We start from the raw sequence: 22245 nt of genomic DNA, 5'->3' as shown, positions 1-22245 counted from the left end.
TATATTTATCGGTGTTTTAATTAATACTTAAACTCTTATTTTTCTAATGTATATTGCCGGTACAACTCCTGTACTTCTTCCCCTTCAATTGTATAAAAACTTATTTGAGCAACTTGATTTCCTGAGTTTACATCCAAGATGGCGTATGTTTTTTCCTTACGCCCACGCGGAAGTTGGATACTACCAGGGTTAATAAATAATTGACCATTCATTTTGCCTGTTCCAGCAATATGGGTATGGCCAAAACATATTATAGCGGCTCGTTCCTCTTCAGCACGGTAAGAAAGTGTGTGTAAATTCCGTTTAACATGGTAATGGTGTCCATGTGTGATGAAAATTTTAATTCCTTGCTTATCCATAATTAAGTCTTGTGGATAATATGTATCCAAGTCACAATTACCAGCAACTTTCATAAATTCTTTCATCACAAGGGAATGGAAGGTTAATTCAGAGTCCCCACAATGAATATAATAATCAATTTGATGTCGATTTTTGATTTTTACAATTTCATCTGTTAATCCATGGCTATCACTAATAATTAACAGTTTCACGGAACCATCCTTTATACATCGCAATAAATTCCTTACAAGTCATACGGATAAATAACATTTACTATCTCTTAATTACTTTGTTCCAACCAATCTTCTAATTCATCCATCGCGTATTTTCGGTGACTAATCTTATTTTTTTCATTTGATGGAAGTTCTGCCATTGTTAGATTATAATTCTCCGGAACAAAAACAGGATCATAACCAAAACCATGATTCCCTTTTTTCTGAGTACTTATTTTCCCCTCACAAAAACCTGTTCGAAAAATAGTCTCATTTCCTGGTTCTGCTATCGCAAGTGTACAAACAAACCGTGCTCCCCGCTTCTCTTTTGGCACACCAGCTAATTCTTGTAACAGTTTTTGAATATTTTTTTCATCATCTGTTGGTTCGCCAGCATATCTTGCCGAATAAATTCCAGGTTTACCGTCTAACACATCAACTTCTAGACCCGAGTCATCAGCCAATACCATTTGTTGTAAGTGATTTGCGATTGTTTCTGCTTTTAGTGCAGCATTTTCACGAAAAGAATTACCAGTTTCCTCTACATCTACAATTTCCTCATCTAATTCTAATAATGAAATTGCTTCTATTCCATATTTAGCAAAAAACTCTTTAAACTCTTTTGATTTTCCCTTGTTTTTTGTTGCAATAATGATTTGCTTTGTCATGATTCATCACTATCGTTTGTTTTTATTGTTTCACCAATTCGCTTTACAAGCTCTGTACCTAAGACATCTTTTTGTTTATCAATTAAATGCTTAATACCGGTATCAGCTAAATCTAATAAAATTTTTAATTGGCTCGAAGTAAATGTCGCTTCTTCCCCTGTTCCTTGAATTTCAACGAATTCACCAGAACCTGTCATGACAATATTCATATCAACATTTGCTTTTGAATCTTCTTCAAAATTTAAATCAAGTATTTCTGTACCATTTTCCATAATCCCGACGGAAATAGCTGCTAGAAAATCTGTAACAGGCATCTCTTTAATAACTTTATCTTCGAGTAATTTCCCAAATGCTAGTACAACAGCAACAAACGCCCCTGTAATAGACGCCGTTCTCGTTCCACCATCTGCTTGAATGACATCACAATCAACCCAAACCGTCCGTTCACCAATTTGACCCAAATCTACTATAGAACGGAGTGCACGACCAATTAAACGTTGGATTTCCATTGTTCGACCACTTACTTTTCCACGGGAAGATTCACGTATATTACGTTGTTCTGTTGCACGTGGGAGCATGGAATATTCTGCTGTAATCCAGCCCTTTCCTTGTCCACGCATAAAAGGAGGAACCCTGTCCTCAATACTTGCATTACAAATAACTTTTGTATCGCCAACTTGTATTAAAACAGAACCTTCTGGATGTTTTACAAAATTAGGTATTATATGTACAGAACGCATTCTGTCAACTTGTCTATTTGTATTGTTATTCATTTTTTTCCTCCTTCATTTTCATATCTAGCTTACCATATTTTAAGCAGTTTTCCGAAAATAATCCATGTGTGATTTTATGTTTATCACACATGGAATCATCATATGTTTTTATTCAAAAGAAAAGAGGCATTTATCTGCCTCTACACCTTATAAAGTCGTATCATTTGCAACAGCTTCTCCCATTACTGGTGTTTCCATTTTTTCACCATTTTCATTTACAAGTTTATCCTTATTTTCCACTTTTATGTCCACACCTTCAATTCCTTGAAGTTCTGTTAAACTACGTGTTAATGTCTCCATAACTTCATCTGAAAGCATTGCTTTATCCTGATCTTTTAAAATATCTTCATTAAACACGAGCTGCAGAATGCCATCTTTTAATTCCGGTTCCTCGGTAAGACGTGTTTCTTCATTAAATACATGAATTAAATTATTATGGTATCCAGGACCATTCAATAAAGAATTTACGACAGCCTCATATACGTCATCATCTTTATTTTGCACATATTTCGTTATTGGTACATAATATCTTGTATCATTATATTCGGCTGGTAAATGAAGGGTGACAGTTTCACTTGTTAATAAGTCATTAGCATCTGACTCTGTGATATTAATTCCATTTGCCCTGGAGTATCCATTTGAAACGGGTGTTCCATCAACAGGCATTTCATCAAGTGCCTTCCCATTAATCCAGAGCTTGACCTTATCAATATTATCAAATTGAGTTAGTGTATGTGTCATAGCCTCTAATATTTTTCTTTCTTCTTTCGCGTCATAATTTTTAAATTCCTCAGATAAATCAACAACCACTGTCCCATCTTCTTGTAAAGTAAGACCTAATATTTCCGTTCCTTCAGGCAAAACACCACGGAATCCATTCGGTAATACTGGTGTGACAGGACCTTCTTTTACTAAGTATTCTAGTGCCTGTTTTGCAACTTCTCCAGATTCAGGGAAAGATACTTCTATTGTCTGAGGCGCTACCATTCCATTTGCATCTATTAAGTATACCTTTTGGGCAATCATTTCCTGTTCGCCTTTTACATCGTCTTTACTTGTTCCATCTTCATTCACTGTTTTTGTATTATTGTTCTCGTTTTGTTTATCAACAGTTTCGGCGTCTTTTGGTGGATCTATTTCTTCAAGAGTTTGTTCACCCTTCATACATCCAGTTAACACCATGAAAAAACAAAAAATGATTAGAATAGAAAATATTCTATATTTACGCATGCCATTCCCTCCTACGATAGTTTGTACTATTATATATACGAGCCCATCGTAAAAATAGACCAATCTCTCCTAAAAACAAACATAAAAAAATCAGGATAGCTTTTATCCTGTTTTTTTATAAATAATTATTATTCATTTGAAGTTTGAAATCATTAAGACTAGATTGAGTTGTTAATTTGATGAATATTTACTTTTTGAATATCATGGACAGTGGTTTTGAACAATTCCCTTGTAATTCTTTCAAAAACATCTAGCTCTCCAGTTGTATAAAACATGTGATCAGTTTTATCATCATCTGCACGTAATAGTTCGTGAACTTCTAAAATGGCACTTGCTTCTCGTGCTGTTTCATCACTAGAGGAAATAATCTTAATGTCATCACCTGTAACAGATTGAATCGTTTCTTTAAGAAGCGGATAATGTGTACAACCAAGTACCAATGTATCCATGTTCTTTTGTTTTATAAATGGGGCAAGTGATTCCCTGACAATTTCTTCTGCTTTGCGTCCAGACAAGATTCCGCTTTCCACCATCGGTACAAATAATGGACATGGCAAGGATTGAACCTCAATCTCAGGTTTAATATTTTTCAAAGCCTTTTCATAGGCATTGCTTTTAATCGTTGCTTCTGTACCAATTACCCCAATGGAGTTACTGACCGTCATTTTTATTGCTGCTCTGGCACCAGGCTTAATAACTCCTAGAACAGGAATCGGTAAGGTTTTACGTAAGTTTTCAAGTGTATATGCTGTGGCAGTATTACAAGCAATAACTAACATTTTTATATTTTTTTTTAATAAAAAATCTACCATTTCATTTGTAAATTGAATAATCTCTTGTTCTGATCTTGAGCCATATGGACAACGTAATGTGTCTCCAAGATAAATGAGTGTTTCATTTGGAAGCTGGCGCATCATTTCATGTGCTACGGTTAATCCTCCAACACCAGAATCAATCACTCCAATCGGTCGTTTCACTAAAAATCGCCTCTTTTTCTATGTGTTAAACTTACTCTCTGTTGTTTTGCATGGTTCCATATAATAACGTTAGTAGTTGATTAAGATCATTTGTTTGTTCATAAGAAAAGCTTTGTAAAATATCATTTAAATACTCCCGTCGAACAGCAATCACTTCTTTAATAAGTAAATTTCCCTTTTCTAAAGTATGGATTCTTACCACTCTTTTATCTTGTTCATCCTTTACTCGTCGAACTAAGCCATTTGCTTCCATCCGATTTACAAGGTCTGTCGTCGTACTAAATGCTAAGCCTATTTTTTGTGCGAGTTCACCGATGGTTATATTCTTTTCTTCTACAATCCATTGTAGTGCAATGAATTGGGAAGGAGTTATCGGATAGTTTGTTAATATTTTTCGTCCTCTTTGTTTAATTAAGCCAGAAATTCGACGTAATTGCTTTTCTAGATCAGCAACAAGTTCTTCTGGTATCATATTTTCCAAGTTAGTTCCTTCCTTTCAATCCCAATTAACATCCAGAATACATCATACCACAAAATAAATCATGAACAATAAAGTCTTCCTCCACATCTTTTATTTATTGGGATTCACCCTTCTTTTTTGATGCCTTTTTATCAGTTTCTGTTTGTTGTTTGGATTCTATTTCTGATTGTTTTTCCTCCATATTTCTTTCTAGGATTTGAATTAATTCTCGTTTCTTTTTCTTTGGTACAAGAATGTATAATATGTCATTATTCTTAATAACTGTCTGTCCACCAGGAGTAATAATATCTTCTTCTCTAATAATGGCATTTACGAGTGTATTATCTGTTAAAGGAATTTCTTCTAGATTTTTTCCAATAATTTTATTTCTTTTTGTTACATGATATTCAACCATTTCCACATTTGTTTTTCCAATAGAAATTAATTCTAATGAATGAACTGGTTTTGTTGCTTGCGGATCATCTACGCCTAATTTTTCAGCCATATACGTTATGGTTGACCCTTGAATTAATGTAGAGGTTAAGACAACGAAAAACACGATATCGAAAATAGCTTGACTATTTTCCAAACCTGCCAACATTGGAAATATCGCTAATACAACCGGTACTGCACCACGTAATCCGGCCCATGACAGAAATAGCTTTTCTTTTAATGAATATTTGGATTTTATGAGATTTGTAAAGACGGCAACAGGCCTTGCTATAAACATCAAAATAACGGAAATAAATAATCCCTTTGTAATATTATCAAAGGTAAATAAATTACTTGGAAACACAAATAAACCAAGAATAACAAACATCACAATTTGTGCCATCCATGAAAATCCCTCATTGAAGCTGAAAATAGAGTAACGATAAGTTAATTCATCCGAATTTCCAATCACAATCCCAGCAATATAAACGGCTAGTAGACCACTGGCATCAAATAATGAGGTAATACCATATGTAAGGAAAGAAAATGAAATAGCGAATAGAGGATATAGACCACTTGTGTTTAAATTAATATGATTAATAGCTTTTTCTCCAATTTTTCCAATGACATAACCTAATATTAAACCAATACCCATCTGCCAAAAGAAATTACCAATAAGAGACCAAATATTATCTTGTTCTCCTATAATCAATTGGATAACAGAAATAGTTAAAAACATCGCCATCGGATCATTAGAACCGGATTCTGCTTCAAGAGTTGATTTTATTTTCATCTTTATATTCTTTTCTTTTAAAACAGAAAAAACAGCTGCTGCATCTGTTGATCCTATAATGGAACCGATAAGAAATCCTTCTAACCATGAATACCCTAAGATGTACTTCGCTGCCACTGCAACAACCGTTGTTGTAATCAAAACACCTAAAGTAGCTAATATTGCTGATGTTTTAATAATTGGCTTTATATTTTTCCATTCTGTCTGTAGTCCACCTTCAAACAAAATAATAACGAGTGCGAAAACACCAATTAATTGGGCCAATTTTGCATTATCAAAGTAGATGATATCCAAACCATCACTTCCTGCAACCATTCCAACGAGGATAAATAAAACAAGTGTAGGCACACCCATTCGAGAAGAGAACTTAGTAACGAGAACACTAATGATTAATAATAAAGAGAAGAGTAGTACAATGTTATTTGATTGCGTTAATTCCTGTAACATGATATCCCCCAGTTTTGTGTTTTATTGTTTATTAAGCCAAGAAAAATCAGCAAAATAAATAACCCATTGTCTATTATACCAAAAAAGATGAAAAATCCGATAATTTTACACTAATATATAAATAAAAATAATAGAAAGGGTCATTTGCAAGATCATAAAGATAAAATGAAACTTCAATCAGCAGGGGGCTTACAGCTAGTCTAATTTACAATAAACAGAAATGTGCTCACCATTTAATTTTTATGACATAATATGTTATTGACTAGTAATTACCCTTCAAAATGCAGCTCTATGACAGCAGGGAGGGGTTAACATTTGAAGGAAAGCGAGTACAATTCCAAGCAAATACTGACTAAACGAGAAAAGGAAGTTTTTGAACTTTTAGTACAAGATAAAACAACAAGAGATATTGCCCAGGAATTATTTATTTCCGAAAAAACAGTAAGGAACCACATTTCAAATGCAATGCAAAAGCTAGGGGTCAAAGGACGCTCACAAGCAGTGGTGGAGCTTCTCCGAATGGGGGAATTAAAGCTCTAACTGAAAAACCGACTTTCCTTTGTGGAAGTCGGTTTATCTTATTTACTGCTTCAAATTATAAAAATCCCTATCTTGATCTTCTTTGAAGGAATTGGTTTTTTATTTTTAACCTTGCTACCTAAAGTATATCAAATACATCAATACTCATAAGAACTAAATCGACTTCTCCATTCTTCGTGATATAAAAGGGCTTAGCTCTAGCGTGAGCTAACTTAGAATGTTGTTTCACCGATATCAATAATTTTATTAGTAAACCTATATGATAGCTTTTTATATCTGCTGATGCTAAGTATTCCTATGTAATTGGCTGAATTTTAATGACTATATTTGGAGAGAAAACAAACTAAAAATCTTCTTATTATGCAGGAAATTATTAGAAGAAAAATAACTGAAGAAAAATACGTTGGACTAATATACTCGTGATTATACAACCTTACTTTGTATGATGTCTACCTATTACATTTATGATATATATAATATTTTTTCAGTAGTTGCTAAGTCGCTCTCATATATTTTAAAAATAAATTTATTCTTTTAATATTAAAGTTCATCCATATTGTTTGCTTCCATTTTAATTGTCTCTCTAACTCGTTTTCCAAACTTACCCTTTACTGAACTGGCTAAGTTCTCAGAGTTATTTTCCAAGCCTTCTTTTATAGAAAAGCCTTCCTCTGAAGCAGCTGCTTTAGTTTTTTGATAATTGTTCGCCACTTGAGAAACCATTATGTCAGCCACTACATTTTCAATCCACAATGTCTCGGCTTCTTTCTTTAATTTCTTAAAATCTATTATTAACATGATAATATTCTCCTTTATTTTTCATTTTCATTAAGTTTTCGTAATTTACTATAGTAATTTTCGTCTAATCTTTCTATTTTTCTTGATAACTTCTTAAGTTCCTCTTTAGTTGAGTCAATTAGATCCTCTCTCATCTTCTCCGTCTGTCGAAATCCACGCATTAGTATGTCATGTTCTGGGACAATGTCTTTTAAATAATAATGACTTCTGTCTTGAACCTCATCTATTATAGATGTTGCTTTATCCCTTTCTTTGAAAAGCTCTTCTTCTTGTTCCTCATAAACTCTTCTTTTTGAGCGATATTCCTTTTCTAGTATTTCTATTTTATCCAATGGCTCACGCTCCTCGTTGAATTTGATTTGCTAAATCTTTATCAGCCTTCTCTAACTCTTCAATATTTGCTTTTATTTCCGTTGCAAGACGTTCAAAGTCCTCCCCAACTCTTAAGGCATTAGTTATTTTTTCTCGGTAATAAGCGGTAGGTTCAAATACAACGGAGTATTTTGTCACGCCCCTCGCCTCTAAAGCACTTAGAATTTCACCATAACTTAATTCTGTACCAATGGATTGTGCAAGTTCAATACCATTTTCCCAGATTTCCTCTGCTTCTGTAATGGCATCTTTATAAATGTTTATGACAGATTCTAATCCAATTTTCATTGATTGAGAAATAAAATCTACCGTTAACAATGCCTGCGCATTATCTAGAAATATTTCCTCATTAGACGATAATCCACCACCACTTGCATTTAGATTGTTCGCAAGTATTGATAATTCAGCCATTTTTTGATACATCAGCTTTTCCGCTCGAATCTGACGTGCTTCCCTATTCTCGTAAGAATCACTAATATATAAATTACCGTCTTTATCAAATTTCCAGGCACTTAAATTATGGAATTTCAAGGTATCCGATAATTTACTCCCCATATCCATATCAACTAAGATTCTTGATCCGGTTTCATCCCCATTTACATTCCCAATCTTATCATATTTGTTACTATAATTGATTAGCATTCCAGGGTTTTCTCTCACCCATCGCTTCGCTTCTGGAGATAGGATATTGTGAGGGTCAGGACCATTAAACCCGATATTTTTCAGACCTTTCTCTGCAGCTATGTATAGTGCTATGTATTCTCCCAAAGAATGACCTGTTGTTGTCATCATTGCATTTGGATAATCATTTTCAAGCTCGTTCACAAATTTTTCCGCTGCCATAACTTGCCCTTCAACATATTCAATGGACTTGGGAATTCCTAATTCATCTAACTCACCATGCTGGCTAAGATCTATTTGCTGGCTCTTAGGAATTAATACTTTATTTCCAAGACCTACTGTTTGAATATCAGTCATGATATCTAGCGAATCTTTTGGATTGGTCCCCGCAAAAGCAATGACAACTTCAGAAGTATCAACTTTTCCATTCTTGACTGGTGCAACAGCCATTGCCTGCATACCGTTGGTCGTGTTGTCTTCGACTTTAATAATTCGATATTCGACACCATCGATTTCTTCTATTTCTCCTATTTTTAGAGGGGAATAGCCATAATGTTTGGAATCGATTTTATAAACTTTGTGACTCAATGCCTTAAGTGAACGTTCTGTAATCATTATATTTCTTCCTCACTTCCATCAGTATAAATTACTTTAACTTTATTTTTTGTTTGCCCTTTCTTTTGAACCTTTTCTTTATCTACGACTCTCCAACTATCAATTTCATTTGGATGGTTGGTTGTGAATGAATAAGAAAACCTGACAAATTCTCCATTAATATTCGTCATTTTAACAAACATATCGTAATAACCCGTCATGACAGTATATTCAATCGCCTCAAACTCAACAGACTTGATATCCGCAAATGTATTCTTCAATGCTTCGACGGACATTCTTTCTGCCTCAATTTTCTCTGCTTCTTTTCTTTCTTCCTTTTTATCCATATATACTTTCCCTCCTATTCCAACTACTAATAACAAACCAATGACAATAAACACCCATTTTTTCTTCATATATTTAACCCTCTCTATGATTGATGCACATGAAATCCCGATGGATACTTCCAGCTAAAAATGGATTTCACACCTCTCATTCTATTCATCTAGTTAATCAGAAAATCACCAATTTTCACTTAAATAAGGCACATCGTTTGAGCATATTATAGCATAAAATCAGTTAATTCTTATGGATATATTCAACAATTTAAATAATTGGTATAAAAGTCATAGTAGGTATTTTTTTGAGGTTATGTATATATATTGTGAGAATAATACGTGGATAATAGACTATAAAGATTTGCCACCGCAAAAGCAATGACAACTTCAGAAGTATCAACTTTTCCATTCTTGACTGATGCAACAGCCATTGCCTGCATACCGTTGGTCGTGTTGTCTTCGATTTTGAGGATTTTGTAATTCGAACCTCTACTTTTTATGATTGTATTTCTTTTTATGGCTGGATTATAATTTTTGTGCTTTGGATCTATCTGATAAACAACCTTACTAAAATCTTTATAACTTTCTTTAGTACTCATTATACCTCATCCTCCTCTTTATTCGAGTAAATAACATGAACTTTATTTGTTGTTAATCCATCAACTTGTACTTCTGCATCCTCGATTATAATAGCTCCTAGGTTTTCTTCACTTATCCAGAAATTATACCCAAAATTAACCGATTCATTTTTTTGATTTGTCATTTTTACGAATACATCAAACGAACCTGTTTTTTTATCAAAACCACTCTTTTCAATTTCTATAGACTTGATATCCGCAAATGTATTCTTCAATGCTTCGACAGACATTCTCTCTGCCTCAATTTTCTCTGCTTCTTTTCTTTCTTCCTTTTTATCCATATATACTTTCCCCCCTATTCCAACCACTAATAGCAAACCAATGACAATAAACACCCATTTTTTCTTCATATATTTAACCCTCTCTATGATTGATGCACATGAAATCCCGACGGATACTTCCACCTAATAATGGATTTCACACCTCTCATTCTATTCATCTAGTTAATCAGGGAATTACCAGTTTTCACTTAAACAAGGAACATCGTTTGAGCGTATTATAGCATAAAATCAGTTAATTCTTATGGAAATTTTCAATAATTTAAATAATTGGTATAAAAGTCATAGTAGGGAAATCTTGGTATTTTGAGGTTATGTATATATATTGTGAGGAAAATTACGTGGATAATAGACTATAGAGATTTATCCCCGGAAAAGCAATCACAACTTCAGAAGTATCAACTTTTTCATTCTTGACTGGTGCAACAGCCATTGCCTGCATACCGTTGGTCGTGTTGTCTTCGACTTTGAGGATTTTGTAATTGAAGTTCCCAATTTCTCTAACTTCCCCTTCATTTAAGTCAATATCATAACTTTTATGCGATTGATCTACCCGATAAACCTCCACACTTAATTCATTATAAATTTCCTCAGTAAACATTAAACTTCACCCTCATCCCTATTCGAATAAATTACTCGGACTTCATTTGTTGTAACACCTTTAACTTGTACCTCCCTATCCTTAACTCCAGCAGAACCTATTTCTTCTCTTTCTTTCCAAAATGTAAATGAAAATTTAACCGATTCATTTTTTTGGTTCGTCATTATCACAAACATTGCGTACGCCCCTGTCATTTCATCATATCCGCTCTTTTCAAACTCTACAGATTTTATATCTGCATACTTGTTTTTCAATGCTACTACCGACATTCTCTCCGCCTCAATTTTCTCAGTCTCTTTTCTTTCTTCCTTTTTATCCATATATACTTCCCCCCCTATTCCAACTACTAATAACAAACCAATGACAAGAAATACCCATTTTTTCTTCATATATTTAACCCTCTCTATGATTGATGCACATGAAATCCCGATGGATACTTCCACCTAATAACGGATTTCACACCTCTCATTCTATTCATCTGGTTCATCAGAAAATCACCAATTTTCCCTTAAATAAAGCACATCGTTTGAGCGTATTATAGCATAAAATCAGTTAATTCTTATGGATATATTCAACAATTTAAATAATTGGTATAAAAGTCATAGTAGGTATTTTTTTGAGGTTATGTATATATATTGTGAGAATAATACGTGGATAATAGACTATAAAGATTTGCCACCGCAAAAGCAATGACAACTTCAGAAGTATCAACTTTTCCATTCTTGACTGGTGCAACAGCCATTGCTTGCATACCGTTGGTCGTGTTGTCTTCGATTTTGAGGATTTTGTATTCGAAGTCTTTTTCTTTTATAACTTCCCCCTTTTTTAAATCGGGGTCATAGCCTTTATGTTTTTCATCTATCCAATAAATATGTTCACTCAGTATTTTATAATCTTTTTCAGTATCCATTAAACTTCACCTTCAACTTTATTTGAATATATTACTTGGACCTTATTCGTTGTTATTCCTTCGATTTGTACCTCTTCATCTTTTAGCATATAGCCACCTGTCTCATAAGGAGTAGATTTTTCATAACTATATGAAAACCTAACAGATTTGCCTTCTTGATTTGTCATTTTTACAAACATTCTATATGAGCCCGTCATTACATTATAACCACTTTTTTCAAACTCTACTGATTTGATATCTGCAAATGTATTCTTCAATGCTTCGACAGACATTCTCTCCGCCTCAATTTTTTCCACTTCCTTCTCTGCTTCCTTCTGATCCATAAATATTTTTCCTCCTATTCCAATAATTAATAGGAGTCCAATTACAAGAAACACCCATTTTTTCTTCATCTATTTAATCCCTCCTTTAAATTATCTAACCAGTAAGGCAATAGTAATTATACAATCTTTTTCAGTACACATTAAACTTCACCTTCCTCTTTATTCGAATAAATTACATGGACTTTATTTGTTGTTACACCCCTGACTTGTATATTTTCGTCTTTCAATACATTTAAACCTAGCTCGCCAGATTCTTTCCAAAAGCTATATCTAAAACTAACAAATTCATCTTTTTCATTCGTCATTTTTATAAACATACCATATGAGCCTGTCACTTTGTCATACCCACTCTTTTCAAATTCAACAGACTTGATTTCTGCATATCTATTTTTTAGTGCCTCTACAGACATTCTCTCAGCCTCAATTATTTCTGCTTCCTTCGCTGCTTCCTTTTTATCCAAATATACTTTCCCTCCCACTCCAATCATTCCGGCAATTAATATTAAACCGATTACAATAAATTTCCATCTTTTATTCATATGTTTAATCCTTCTTTCAATTTATATAACAAGAAAAATCATGTACATTTCCCCTTCAACAGCCCAGGGAATATGAATTATAATTTTTTACCTCTTTTAAATATTCCGACCTTTTTATTGATAAAGTTACTACATTTAGATAAAAATTACAATATCATTTTCCTAATATTTCCTTCCCTTTTAGATGTTTCAAGATATAATCAAGTATTCTCTTCTAATATTTTTACAGAAGCAATCCGTCATTCTTCCTAACTTCTCAGTTGGATTTGTTCCTGGATAAGTGTGGAGAATACCAAAAACAACATGCTTCTTAATATTGTAAATCCCTCCCATTAAAGCGTGGTAACCGTTGGAGGATATGAGTTTGTAGTAGTTTTTAATTATTAATATAATGTTTGTAATTACTCTGAATGACCAATGCAAAAGCTAAGGGTCAAAAGATGATCACAAGCAAGTGGTGGAGCTACTTCGTATGAAAGAACTCAAATGTATAGTACAAAGTGTCCGTAGAAGAAATATAAGGATTAAACAATAAATCGCGGGAATGTTCCCACAATTTATTGTTTAACAAATTTATGTTTAAAGATTTTATTCGAGGAATTTGTCTTTCATTTGTTGGGATAACTCTAAAGGTTTTCCCGTTTTTACATTTACATTGACCATTCGGCCACGTCCTGTTAAACAAATTTCATCTTTTTCATTTATAGCCATATAATGTAAATCAAATGATGTGTTTCCTACCGTATTTGTTTTAACGTATAATTTAAGTTCATTATTTAAAAAGATTTGGCGATGATAATCACATTGTAAATCTGATACAATTGGCATTCCTTCTTCATTCAAGTCTCCAAATAAGCCGTGTGATTTCAAATAATCGATTCTTGCTTCTTCAAAATAAATAAATGGAGATACATTATTCACATGACCAAACATATCTGTTTCAGAAAAACGAATCTTAATAGGAATATAAAAGGAAAATCCTTTTCTCCATTCTTCTATATCTTTAATATAAGAAATTTGTTTCAAGTTCTGTCACCAATCCTTTCTCCCTCTAGGAATTAAAACGTTTTCATTTATATTGAAAAATAACCCTTACCAAAAGGCAAGGGCCATTTCTGTATGATTCTATTAATGTGAATTATCGCTACCAAAAAAGTTCTTAAATGCTTGAATATTTGTTGCACGGTTCATTGCTGCAATAGATGTTGTTAATGGAATCCCTTTTGGACATACTTGGACACAGTTTTGTGAGTTACCACAACCAGTGATTCCTCCATCTCCCATCAATGCATTTAGACGATCACCTTTATTCATTTCACCTGTTGGGTGTGCATTATATAAACGTGGTAATGAAAGAAATGCCGGTCCAATGAAGTCAGATTTATCATTCACATTTGGACATGCTTCTAGACATACACCACAAGTCATACATTTAGATAGTTCGTATGCCCATTGACGTTTCTTCTCTGGCATACGTGGTCCTGGTCCTAAATCATATGTTCCATCAATTGGAATCCACGCCTTGATTCGTTTTAATGCATCAAACATACGTGAACGGTCGATAATTAAATCACGAACAACTGGGAATGTATCCATTGGTTCAATTGTGATTGGTTGTTCTAATTGATCAACAAGTGCTGCACAGGATTGTCTTGCAGTACCGTTAATTACCATAGAACACGCACCACATACCTCTTCCAAACAGTTCATTTCCCATTGTACTGGACTAACTTTTTCCCCTTTTGCATTCACTGGATTTTTTTGAATTTCCATCAATCCAGAAATAATGTTCATATTTTTTTTGTAAGGAACATGAAACGTTTCTTTATAAGGGGAAGAGTCTGGGCTATCTTGTCTTGTAACAATAAACGTAACCGTTTTATTTTCAGCCATTTTTACTTACTCCCTTTCTTAGTGCTTTTTCGTGTAGTCCCTTAAACGAGGCTTAATTAGGGAAGTATCTACTTCCTCATAAGAGAATACTGGTTTGTCATTTTTTGTATCGTATTGTGCAATCGTTGTCTTCAACCATTCTTCGTCATTTCTTTCTGGGAAATCTGGTTTATAATGTGCACCACGACTTTCATTACGATGATAAGCACCAATAGTAATTACACGAGCCAATTGAAGCATATTACGTAATTGACGTGTAAACATAACACCTTGGTTACTCCATGTTGATGTATCATCCATGTTAATATTTTCCCAACGTTTCAATAACTCTACAATTTTCTTATCTGTTTCTAATAGATTATCATTATGACGAACAACTGTAACGTTTTCTGTCATCCATTTTCCTAATTCTTGGTGCAATAAATACGCATTTTCTTCCCCACGCATATTCAGCATTGCATCGAATTTTTCTTGTTCTTCTTTTACTCGCTCATCAAATAAAGTAGAAGGCATATCTTCAACATGTTTATCTAAACCTTCCACATATTTAATTGCATTTGGTCCAGCAACCATTCCACCATAAATTGCTGATAATAATGAATTAGCACCCAAGCGGTTTCCACCATGCTGTGAATAATCACATTCTCCACAAGCGAAAATACCAGGAATACTTGTATGTTGGTCAAAGTCTACCCATAATCCACCCATTGAATAGTGAACCGCTGGGAATATTTTCATTGGTACTTTACGTGGATCATCACCTACGAATTTTTCGTAAATTTCAATGATTCCACCTAATTTAACATCAAGTTCTTTTGGATCTTTATGAGATAAATCCAAATATACCATGTTTTCCCCATTAATTCCGAGTTTTTGATTTACACAAACATCAAAAATTTCACGTGTAGCAATATCACGTGTAACAAGGTTTCCGTATGCTGGATACTTTTCTTCTAGGAAGTACCATGGCTCCCCATCTTTATACGTCCAAACTCGACCACCTTCACCACGTGCTGATTCACTCATTAAGCGAAGTTTGTCATCCCCAGGAATTGCAGTCGGATGAATTTGGATAAATTCTCCATTTGCATATTTCGCACCTTGTTGGTATAAAATACTTGCTGCAGATCCAGTATTAATAATGGAGTTTGTTGATTTACCAAAGATAATACCTGGACCACCTGTTGCCATAATGGTTACATCTGATGGGAATGCTTTAATTTCATGGGATTTAATATCTTGAGCAATAAGTCCTCTTGATACACCATCCTCATCGAGAACAGCTCCAAGGAATTCCCATCCTTCATATTTATTTACTAGTCCTTCCACTTCATAGCGGCGAACTTGTTCGTCTAATGCATATAATAACTGTTGACCTGTTGTGGCACCTGCATATGCTGTACGGTGATGTTCTGTTCCACCGAAACGTCTAAAGTCTAAAAGACCTTCAGGTGTACGGTTAAACATAACACCCATACGATCTAACATATTGATAATGGCTGGTGCTGCTTCACACATTGCTTTTACTGGTGGTTGGTTGGCTAAAAAGTCTCCACCATAAACTGTATCATCAAAGTGTCTAAAAGGAGAGTCACCTTCCCCTTTTGTGTTTACTGCACCATTAATTCCACCTTGTGCACAAACAGAGTGAGAGCGTTTTACAGGTACGATGGAAAAGAGGTCAACACTGACTCCAGCTTCAGCAGCTTTAATTGTTGCCATAAGACCTGCAAGTCCCCCACCGACAACAGCAACTTTACGATTACTCATTAATTACTCACTCCTTCTTTTCTATTAAAACACTAAGAAATAATTAATTCAGATTATTATACGAAAGCAAATAAAGCTCTTAAACCGATATAGCTAACTACAAAGAACACGATTAACGTTATATATGTAACGATTTTTTGTGATTTTGGTGATTGTGTAAATCCCCATGAAACCATAAAGCCCCATAAACCGTTAGCTAAGTGGAATACAGTTGAAACTATTCCGATTGCATAGAACCAGAAAATAAATGGGCTTGATAGAACGCTTTCCATAAAGGAATACGTTACTTCTGCATTACCTAGCGCAACCTGGATACGTGTTTCCCATACGTGCCAAACAATAAACACCAAAGTAATGATTCCTGTTACACGTTGTAATAGGAACAAGATGTTTCTTCCAAAACTATAATTCCTAGTATTGTTTCGTGCCGTAAAGACAATATAAACCCCCAAAATAGCATGAAACAAGATTGGCAGAAAGATAACAAAAATCTCTAAAGCTGCTCGAAATGGTAAATCGAACATAAATTGTGCTGCTTTATTAAAACTTTCTGCTCCATATACAGCAAAGTGGTTAATAACTAGATGCTGTACAACAAACAATCCAATAGGAATTACCCCTAATAATGAATGTAATCTCCTATAAAAAAATTCTTTTCGCTCTGCCATGTGCTACCCCCCTCAAAATAAATATTCTTAAAAAATTTAGTAGTATTTGACATACTGTACAAAGCAACAAAGCAAAAATGGCTATTTGACGCCTGTTTCGCTTTGTTCACAAATGTGTACAATTTGTACATACTTATTGTACTTCTAACTACAAAAAGCGTCAAGGAAACGACATATTTAATTTAGATATGGATATTTTAGAAGATTCTTGTAAAATTATTACAATAAATACTATTGCACTGTAAGCAAATTAATTAGATAATGTAGTTATGCTCTATTTTTTTATATCATATTATAAAGGAAGATTTATAGAGAGGATGTCATCCATGAAAGAAAAAGAAAAATTATCTATCTCCTCTTTAGAAAATTTACATACTAATGGAGCTGGATATGATGTTCTCCGGTATATCGGATTACCTGATTTACTTGGAAGAGAGAAGGATACCATTTTATATTTTATGGGTAGGAAGCTTGCCAGAAACTTTGCTATTAATACATTAGGTGACGTTATCTATTTTTTCGAACAAATGGGTTGGGGAAAATTAGAACTCATAAAAGAAAAGCGAAATCAACTCATCTTTTATTTATTAGCAGATTCTGTCGTCCAACGTTTACAAACAACAATCAAGGTGGACTTTCTAATTGAGGCAGGATTTCTGGCTGAAGCAATTCTAATACTAAAAGAAATCAACTGTGAATGTTTTATTAAGGTGCATAAAAGAATTGGCCAAGTAGAACTAAAGGTGATATATACAGATTAAAAATAGTAAGCACGTATCATTAAAGTTAGATTCACTTGTATTTCATACTTTTTTAATTGGAAAAGCCCCCTCTTCTAATATTCAAAAGAAGTAGGGGGATAATTCTTATGATAGTTTTCAACAGCTGCTTCATTCTTTTTCTTGTGATTGATTTAAGTGTTGCAACATCGTTTCAGCAATTTTTTTTGGAATTCCTAATTTGATAATCTCTTCTACTTCTGCTGTCTTTATCCGTTCCAATGATTTAAAATATTTAATTAAGGTTCTTTTTCGCTTTTCACCAATCCCGGGAATATTATCTAATTCTGATTGAAAAGATCTTTTACCTCGTTGTTGCCGGTGAAAGGTGATTGCAAACCGGTGTACTTCATCTTGAATCCGTTGTACAAGATAAAACTCTTGTGATTTACGTGATAACGGCATCACTTCTGGTGGATCACCATATAGTAACTCACTTGTACGATGATATTCATCTTTTGCTAGTCCACATAATGGAATATCTAATCCCAACTCATTCTCTAAGACATCTCTTGCTACACTCATTTGACCTTTTCCTCCATCAACAACAATCAAATCAGGTAGTGGGAGATTTTCCTGTAATACTCGGGAATATCGACGTCTAACTACCTCGCGCATTGTTGCATAATCATCTGGTCCTTGTACTGTTTTTATTTTATATTTCCGATACTCCTTTTTAGCTGGTTTCCCATCAATAAAAACAACCATAGCAGAAACAGGGTCAACTCCTTGGATATTCGAATTATCGAATGCTTCAATTCGAGATGGTGTTTCGATATTCATTATTTCCCCTAACTTTTCCACAGCTACAATAGTCCGTTCTTCATTCCGTTCAATTAATGAAAATTTTTCTTGTAAAGAAATACTTGCATTTTTCATCGCCATTTCAACTAGTTTTCGCTTTTTTCCCCTGAATGGCGTATAAACTTTGACATCGAGTAATTTTTCTAACATATCCGTCTCTGTACCGAGTGGTAATAAAATCCTATTCGGTTTTGGGTGATTTTTTTGTAAGTAAAAACGCCCAATAAAACTAATAAATGTTTCTTCTGCTTCCTCTAAAAATGGAAATAGCGAAACATCTCTTTCAATTAATTTCCCTTGACGAACGAAGAATACTTGAACACACATCCAACCCTTTTCGTAACTATATCCGAAAATATCTAAATCTATTTTTTCATTTAAAATTATTTTTTGTTGTTCCATAACTACTTCGATGTGGCGAATTTGATCACGGTATTCTTTTGCTCGCTCAAAGTTTAATTGCTCACTTGCTTGATACATTTTGTCTAACAATATTTTTTTTATTTCTTTATAACCCCCATGTAAAAAGGATGTGATATCATGAATGATTGTATTATACTCTTCCAAAGATGGTGGGCTTTGACTGCAGGCAAGACATTGCCCCATATGATAATACAAACAATACCTCCCCTTTGGATTGTTGCATTTTCTTAATGGATACAAACGATCAAGTAATTTTTTCGTTTCTCTTGCGGCAATAACGTTAGGATATGGACCAAAATATTTACCTTCGTCATTTTTAACAGAGCGGGTAATTAACAACCGTGGATGTCTTTCAGATGTAATTTTTAAATATGGATATGACTTATCGTCCTTCAACATCACATTATATTTTGGATCGTGTTTTTTAATTAGATTCATTTCCAGAATAAGAGCTTCCATTTCAGAAGCAGTAACAATATATTCAAAATCGACAATTTCACGAACGAGACGTTGTGTTTTTCTATCATGTGCTCCAGTAAAATATGATCTTACTCTATCTTTTAGTTTTTTTGACTTTCCCACATAAATAATAGTGCTTTGTTTATCTTTCATTAAATAGCAACCAGGTTGAGCAGGAAGGATGGCTAATTTTTCTTTTATGATGTCATTCATACAATTCATTCCCTTGATCTTACTCTATTTCTCTTTACCATCTAAATATTTACCTTCTTTATTTAACATACTATGATTCACAAACAAAAACAAATCCCCTAGCACTTATGTGCCAAGGGATTTGTTTTGAGTTAAGTTTAGGCATGTTTATTAATTAAATCAGCTAACGCTTCTTTTGGTTGGAAGCCTACAACTTGATCTACAACATTACCATCTTTGAACAAAAGTAAAGTTGGGATACTCATTACTCCAAATTTACCAGCTGTTTCTTGGTTTTCGTCAACATCAAGTTTAACAATTTTTACTTTCTCACCTAACTCTTTATCTAGATCCTCTAGAACTGGTGCAATCATTTTACATGGTCCACACCAAGGTGCCCAGAAGTCAGCAAGCACTAAACCATCTGCTGTTTCTTTTGCAAAAGTTTGATCTGATACATCTAAAATAGCCATCTGCACATCCTCCTTTGACAATCATATCTTTTTACAGTGCAAACTGAGTATAACATTAAACTACATTTGTTTACTAACAGTTTGCTTAAACCCCTAATAGTATTTATATCTTAGCTATTTACTTTTAAACTTTTTAATTCCTCAACAAGCTTTGGAACTACTTCAAACATGTCACCAACAATACCGTAGTCAGCAATATTAAAGATATTTGCTTCAGGGTCTTTGTTAATTGCAACAATTACTTTTGAGTTTGACATACCTGCTAAGTGTTGAATTGCTCCGGAAATCCCGATTGCAATATATAGATCAGGTGTTACTACTTTACCAGTTTGACCAATTTGTAAGGAGTAATCACAGTATCCTGCATCACAAGCACCACGTGAAGCACCTACCGCGGCACCTAAAAGGTCTGCTAACTCATACAGGGAATTAAATCCTTCTTCACTTTTAACAGCTCTTCCACCAGCAATAACAACACTAGCTTCAGATAAGTCAACACCTTCTGATTTTTTGCGAATTACTTCCTTGATGATAGTACGTAAGTCTGTAATATCTACATCTTTAGCTTGGACTTCACCAGTACGTGATTCATCACGTTCCAATGCTTTAATATTATTTGGACGTATCGTTACAAAAGTGATTCCTTCTGTAATAACCTTCTTCTCAAATGCTTTACCAGAATAGATCGGACGAATGAAAACGACTTCCCCATCTTCTTCATTAATATCTGTTGCATCTGAAACTAGTCCAGTATCTAATTTTGCAGCAAGTTTTGGAGTTAAATCCTTACCTACAGCTGTATGTCCCATTACAATTGCTGCTGGTGATTCTTCTTCAATAACAGCTGTAATAGCTTGAGAATATCCATCAGATGTATAGTTTTCTAATTTTTCATCTGTAACAGTTACCACACGGTCAGCACCATAATAAATCATTTCCTGTGCTTGGTTTTCTAAAGTTTGAGCCCCACAAAGCACACCGACAACTTCCCCGTCTGATTTTATCTTTTTCGCTGCAGCAATTGCTTCAAACGTAACATTTCTTAACACGCCATCTTGCGCTTCACCAATTACTAATACAATATTACTCATGCTCGTTTCTCCTTTCCAATTCTCTTTTATTTAAAGTACTTTTGCTTCATCTTTAAGTAATGAAACTAATTCTTTCACTTGGTCCTCGACTTCACCTTCTAAAATTCTTCCTGCTTCTTTTTCAGGTGGAAGGAAAATATCAATTGTTTTCGTTTTCGGTTCTAGATCATCTTCATCTAAATCCAAGTCATCGATTTCTAATTCTTCTAAAGGTTTTTTCTTCGCTTTCATTATTCCAGGAAGGGAAGGATATCTTGGTTCATTAAGTCCCTGTTGGCAAGTTACAAGTAATGGAAGGGTTGATTCTACTTTTTCAACATCTCCTTCAACATCTTTTTCAATGTAAACGGTTTCACCATCGACAGAAAGATCTACAATTGTTGTAACAAACGGTATGTCTAATTTTTCAGCAAGTCTCGGTCCAACTTGACCACTTGCTTCATCAATTGCCACGTTACCAGCTAGAATTAAATCAGCTTCCTTATCTTCAAAATAAGCTGCTAAAATTTCTGCGGTTGTATATTGGTCTCCTTCTTCTAAATCATCTTCCGTATCAATTAACACTGCTTTATCTGCACCCATCGCTAAAGCAGTACGTAGTTGTTTCTCAGAGTCTTCATCTCCTACCGTTACAACTGTCACTTCTCCACCATGTTCATCACGTTGGTTAATTGCCTCTTCTACCGCATATTCATCGTATGGATTGATGATGTATTCTGCACTATCATCTTCAATTCGACCATCAGAAACAACTATTTTTTCTTCTGTATCAAATGTCTTTTTTAATAAAACATAAATATTCAATTCGTT

At 34.0% G+C, this 22245-nt stretch carries 28 protein-coding genes; 2 read left to right on the top strand and 26 right to left on the bottom strand.

The genetic code is table 11. The annotated features are described in order from the left end of the window. Positions 1–35: 35 nt before the first annotated feature. The 7 genes from FHP05_RS12195 to FHP05_RS12165 all read right to left on the bottom strand — a co-directional run bounded on the left by FHP05_RS12195 (position 36) and on the right by FHP05_RS12165 (position 6331). Positions 36–551, bottom strand: coding sequence for a metallophosphoesterase family protein (locus tag FHP05_RS12195; RefSeq protein WP_147668632.1), 516 nt, complete (start codon positions 549–551; stop codon positions 36–38). A gap of 68 nt (positions 552–619) precedes the next feature. Further along, positions 620–1219, bottom strand: coding sequence for an XTP/dITP diphosphatase (locus FHP05_RS12190; RefSeq protein WP_147668630.1), 600 nt, complete (start codon positions 1217–1219; stop codon positions 620–622). Next, a complete protein-coding gene (gene rph, locus FHP05_RS12185) occupies positions 1216–1992 on the bottom strand; it encodes a ribonuclease PH (protein ID WP_147668628.1) in 777 nt (258 codons plus the stop codon). Before rph ends, FHP05_RS12190 begins: the two co-directional genes overlap by 4 nt. Before the next feature lie 147 nt (positions 1993–2139). Then, positions 2140–3222 (bottom strand): GerMN domain-containing protein, encoded by a 1083-nt coding sequence (locus FHP05_RS12180; protein ID WP_191126340.1) that lies wholly within the window; start codon positions 3220–3222, stop codon positions 2140–2142. 158 nt (positions 3223–3380) lie between these two features. Beyond that, a complete protein-coding gene (gene racE / locus FHP05_RS12175; RefSeq protein ID WP_147668626.1) occupies positions 3381–4199 on the bottom strand; it encodes a glutamate racemase in 819 nt (272 codons plus the stop codon). A 31-nt stretch (positions 4200–4230) separates the two neighbouring features. Next, positions 4231–4671, bottom strand: a complete 441-nt coding sequence (locus FHP05_RS12170; protein ID WP_147668683.1) for a MarR family winged helix-turn-helix transcriptional regulator — start codon at positions 4669–4671, stop codon at positions 4231–4233. A 103-nt stretch (positions 4672–4774) separates the two neighbouring features. Then, entirely contained in the window at positions 4775–6331 is a 1557-nt protein-coding gene (locus FHP05_RS12165; RefSeq protein ID WP_147668624.1) for a potassium/proton antiporter, read from the bottom strand. Positions 6332–6646: 315 nt separating this feature from the next. On the opposite strand from FHP05_RS12165, the gene FHP05_RS12160 reads away from it, so the two are divergent. Further along, positions 6647–6871 (top strand): helix-turn-helix domain-containing protein, encoded by a 225-nt coding sequence (locus FHP05_RS12160; protein ID WP_147668622.1) that lies wholly within the window; start codon positions 6647–6649, stop codon positions 6869–6871. A gap of 540 nt (positions 6872–7411) precedes the next feature. Here the strand turns inward: FHP05_RS12160 and FHP05_RS12155 are convergent. The 15 genes from FHP05_RS12155 to FHP05_RS12085 all read right to left on the bottom strand — a co-directional run bounded on the left by FHP05_RS12155 (position 7412) and on the right by FHP05_RS12085 (position 17214). Further along, positions 7412–7669 carry a hypothetical protein gene (locus FHP05_RS12155; RefSeq protein WP_147668620.1) on the bottom strand — a complete coding sequence of 86 codons (258 nt, stop codon included), beginning with the start codon at positions 7667–7669 and terminating at the stop codon, positions 7412–7414. Between the two features lie 14 nt (positions 7670–7683). Continuing rightward, positions 7684–8001 (bottom strand): hypothetical protein, encoded by a 318-nt coding sequence (locus FHP05_RS12150; RefSeq protein ID WP_147668618.1) that lies wholly within the window; start codon positions 7999–8001, stop codon positions 7684–7686. A gap of 4 nt (positions 8002–8005) precedes the next feature. After that, on the bottom strand, positions 8006–9277 hold the full coding sequence (locus tag FHP05_RS12145; RefSeq protein WP_147668616.1) for a lipase: 1272 nt from the start codon (positions 9275–9277) through the stop codon (positions 8006–8008). Further along, positions 9277–9672: a hypothetical protein gene (locus tag FHP05_RS12140; RefSeq protein WP_147668614.1), complete on the bottom strand. Its 396-nt coding sequence runs from the start codon at positions 9670–9672 to the stop codon at positions 9277–9279. Before FHP05_RS12140 ends, FHP05_RS12145 begins: the two co-directional genes overlap by 1 nt. Positions 9673–9905: 233 nt before the next feature. Further along, the gene (locus FHP05_RS12135) at positions 9906–10193 is read right to left on the bottom strand and encodes a hypothetical protein (protein ID WP_147668612.1); all 288 of its coding nucleotides are present in this window, start codon (positions 10191–10193) and stop codon (positions 9906–9908) included. Beyond that, the gene (locus FHP05_RS12130; RefSeq protein ID WP_147668610.1) at positions 10193–10582 is read right to left on the bottom strand and encodes a hypothetical protein; all 390 of its coding nucleotides are present in this window, start codon (positions 10580–10582) and stop codon (positions 10193–10195) included. Before FHP05_RS12130 ends, FHP05_RS12135 begins: the two co-directional genes overlap by 1 nt. 265 nt (positions 10583–10847) lie before the next feature. Next, positions 10848–11111: a hypothetical protein gene (locus FHP05_RS12125; RefSeq protein WP_147668608.1), complete on the bottom strand. Its 264-nt coding sequence runs from the start codon at positions 11109–11111 to the stop codon at positions 10848–10850. Further along, positions 11111–11500, bottom strand: a complete 390-nt coding sequence (locus FHP05_RS12120; protein WP_147668606.1) for a hypothetical protein — start codon at positions 11498–11500, stop codon at positions 11111–11113. The genes FHP05_RS12125 and FHP05_RS12120 overlap by 1 nt, the downstream gene beginning before the upstream one ends. Positions 11501–11733: 233 nt before the next feature. After that, on the bottom strand, positions 11734–12021 hold the full coding sequence (locus FHP05_RS12115; protein ID WP_147668604.1) for a hypothetical protein: 288 nt from the start codon (positions 12019–12021) through the stop codon (positions 11734–11736). Beyond that, positions 12021–12413: a hypothetical protein gene (locus tag FHP05_RS12110; RefSeq protein ID WP_147668602.1), complete on the bottom strand. Its 393-nt coding sequence runs from the start codon at positions 12411–12413 to the stop codon at positions 12021–12023. Before FHP05_RS12110 ends, FHP05_RS12115 begins: the two co-directional genes overlap by 1 nt. A gap of 71 nt (positions 12414–12484) precedes the next feature. Next, on the bottom strand, positions 12485–12883 hold the full coding sequence (locus tag FHP05_RS12105; RefSeq protein WP_147668600.1) for a hypothetical protein: 399 nt from the start codon (positions 12881–12883) through the stop codon (positions 12485–12487). A gap of 588 nt (positions 12884–13471) precedes the next feature. Further along, complete coding sequence (locus tag FHP05_RS12100; protein ID WP_147668598.1) at positions 13472–13909, bottom strand: acyl-CoA thioesterase; 438 nt, start codon at positions 13907–13909, stop codon at positions 13472–13474. A gap of 102 nt (positions 13910–14011) precedes the next feature. Then, complete coding sequence (gene sdhB / locus FHP05_RS12095) at positions 14012–14776, bottom strand: succinate dehydrogenase iron-sulfur subunit (RefSeq protein WP_147668596.1); 765 nt, start codon at positions 14774–14776, stop codon at positions 14012–14014. A gap of 18 nt (positions 14777–14794) precedes the next feature. Then, a complete protein-coding gene (gene sdhA, locus FHP05_RS12090) occupies positions 14795–16546 on the bottom strand; it encodes a succinate dehydrogenase flavoprotein subunit (protein ID WP_147668594.1) in 1752 nt (583 codons plus the stop codon). A 56-nt stretch (positions 16547–16602) separates the two neighbouring features. Beyond that, positions 16603–17214 (bottom strand): succinate dehydrogenase cytochrome b558 subunit, encoded by a 612-nt coding sequence (locus FHP05_RS12085; protein WP_147668592.1) that lies wholly within the window; start codon positions 17212–17214, stop codon positions 16603–16605. 326 nt (positions 17215–17540) lie between these two features. Between FHP05_RS12085 and FHP05_RS12080 the strand changes: the two genes are divergently transcribed. Continuing rightward, positions 17541–17975, top strand: coding sequence for a DUF2507 domain-containing protein (locus FHP05_RS12080; protein ID WP_147668590.1), 435 nt, complete (start codon positions 17541–17543; stop codon positions 17973–17975). A 129-nt stretch (positions 17976–18104) separates the two neighbouring features. Here FHP05_RS12080 and uvrC read toward each other — a convergent pair whose 3' ends face one another. The 4 genes from uvrC to FHP05_RS12060 form a co-directional block, all read right to left on the bottom strand. Next, a complete protein-coding gene (uvrC, locus tag FHP05_RS12075) occupies positions 18105–19892 on the bottom strand; it encodes an excinuclease ABC subunit UvrC (RefSeq protein WP_147668588.1) in 1788 nt (595 codons plus the stop codon). A 137-nt stretch (positions 19893–20029) separates the two neighbouring features. Next, the gene (trxA, locus tag FHP05_RS12070; RefSeq protein WP_147668586.1) at positions 20030–20344 is read right to left on the bottom strand and encodes a thioredoxin; all 315 of its coding nucleotides are present in this window, start codon (positions 20342–20344) and stop codon (positions 20030–20032) included. A gap of 110 nt (positions 20345–20454) precedes the next feature. Further along, positions 20455–21435: an electron transfer flavoprotein subunit alpha/FixB family protein gene (locus FHP05_RS12065; protein WP_147668584.1), complete on the bottom strand. Its 981-nt coding sequence runs from the start codon at positions 21433–21435 to the stop codon at positions 20455–20457. A gap of 30 nt (positions 21436–21465) precedes the next feature. Further along, positions 21466–22239, bottom strand: a complete 774-nt coding sequence (locus tag FHP05_RS12060) for an electron transfer flavoprotein subunit beta/FixA family protein (RefSeq protein WP_147668582.1) — start codon at positions 22237–22239, stop codon at positions 21466–21468. Positions 22240–22245: the final 6 nt, after the last annotated feature.

It is taken from the genome of Cerasibacillus terrae, from assembly GCF_008039555.1.
In the GTDB taxonomy this organism is placed as follows: domain Bacteria; phylum Bacillota; class Bacilli; order Bacillales; family Amphibacillaceae; genus Cerasibacillus; species Cerasibacillus terrae.
The sequence above is the reverse complement of the archived record's forward strand: the minus strand, read 5'-3'. Positions and strand labels throughout refer to the sequence as shown.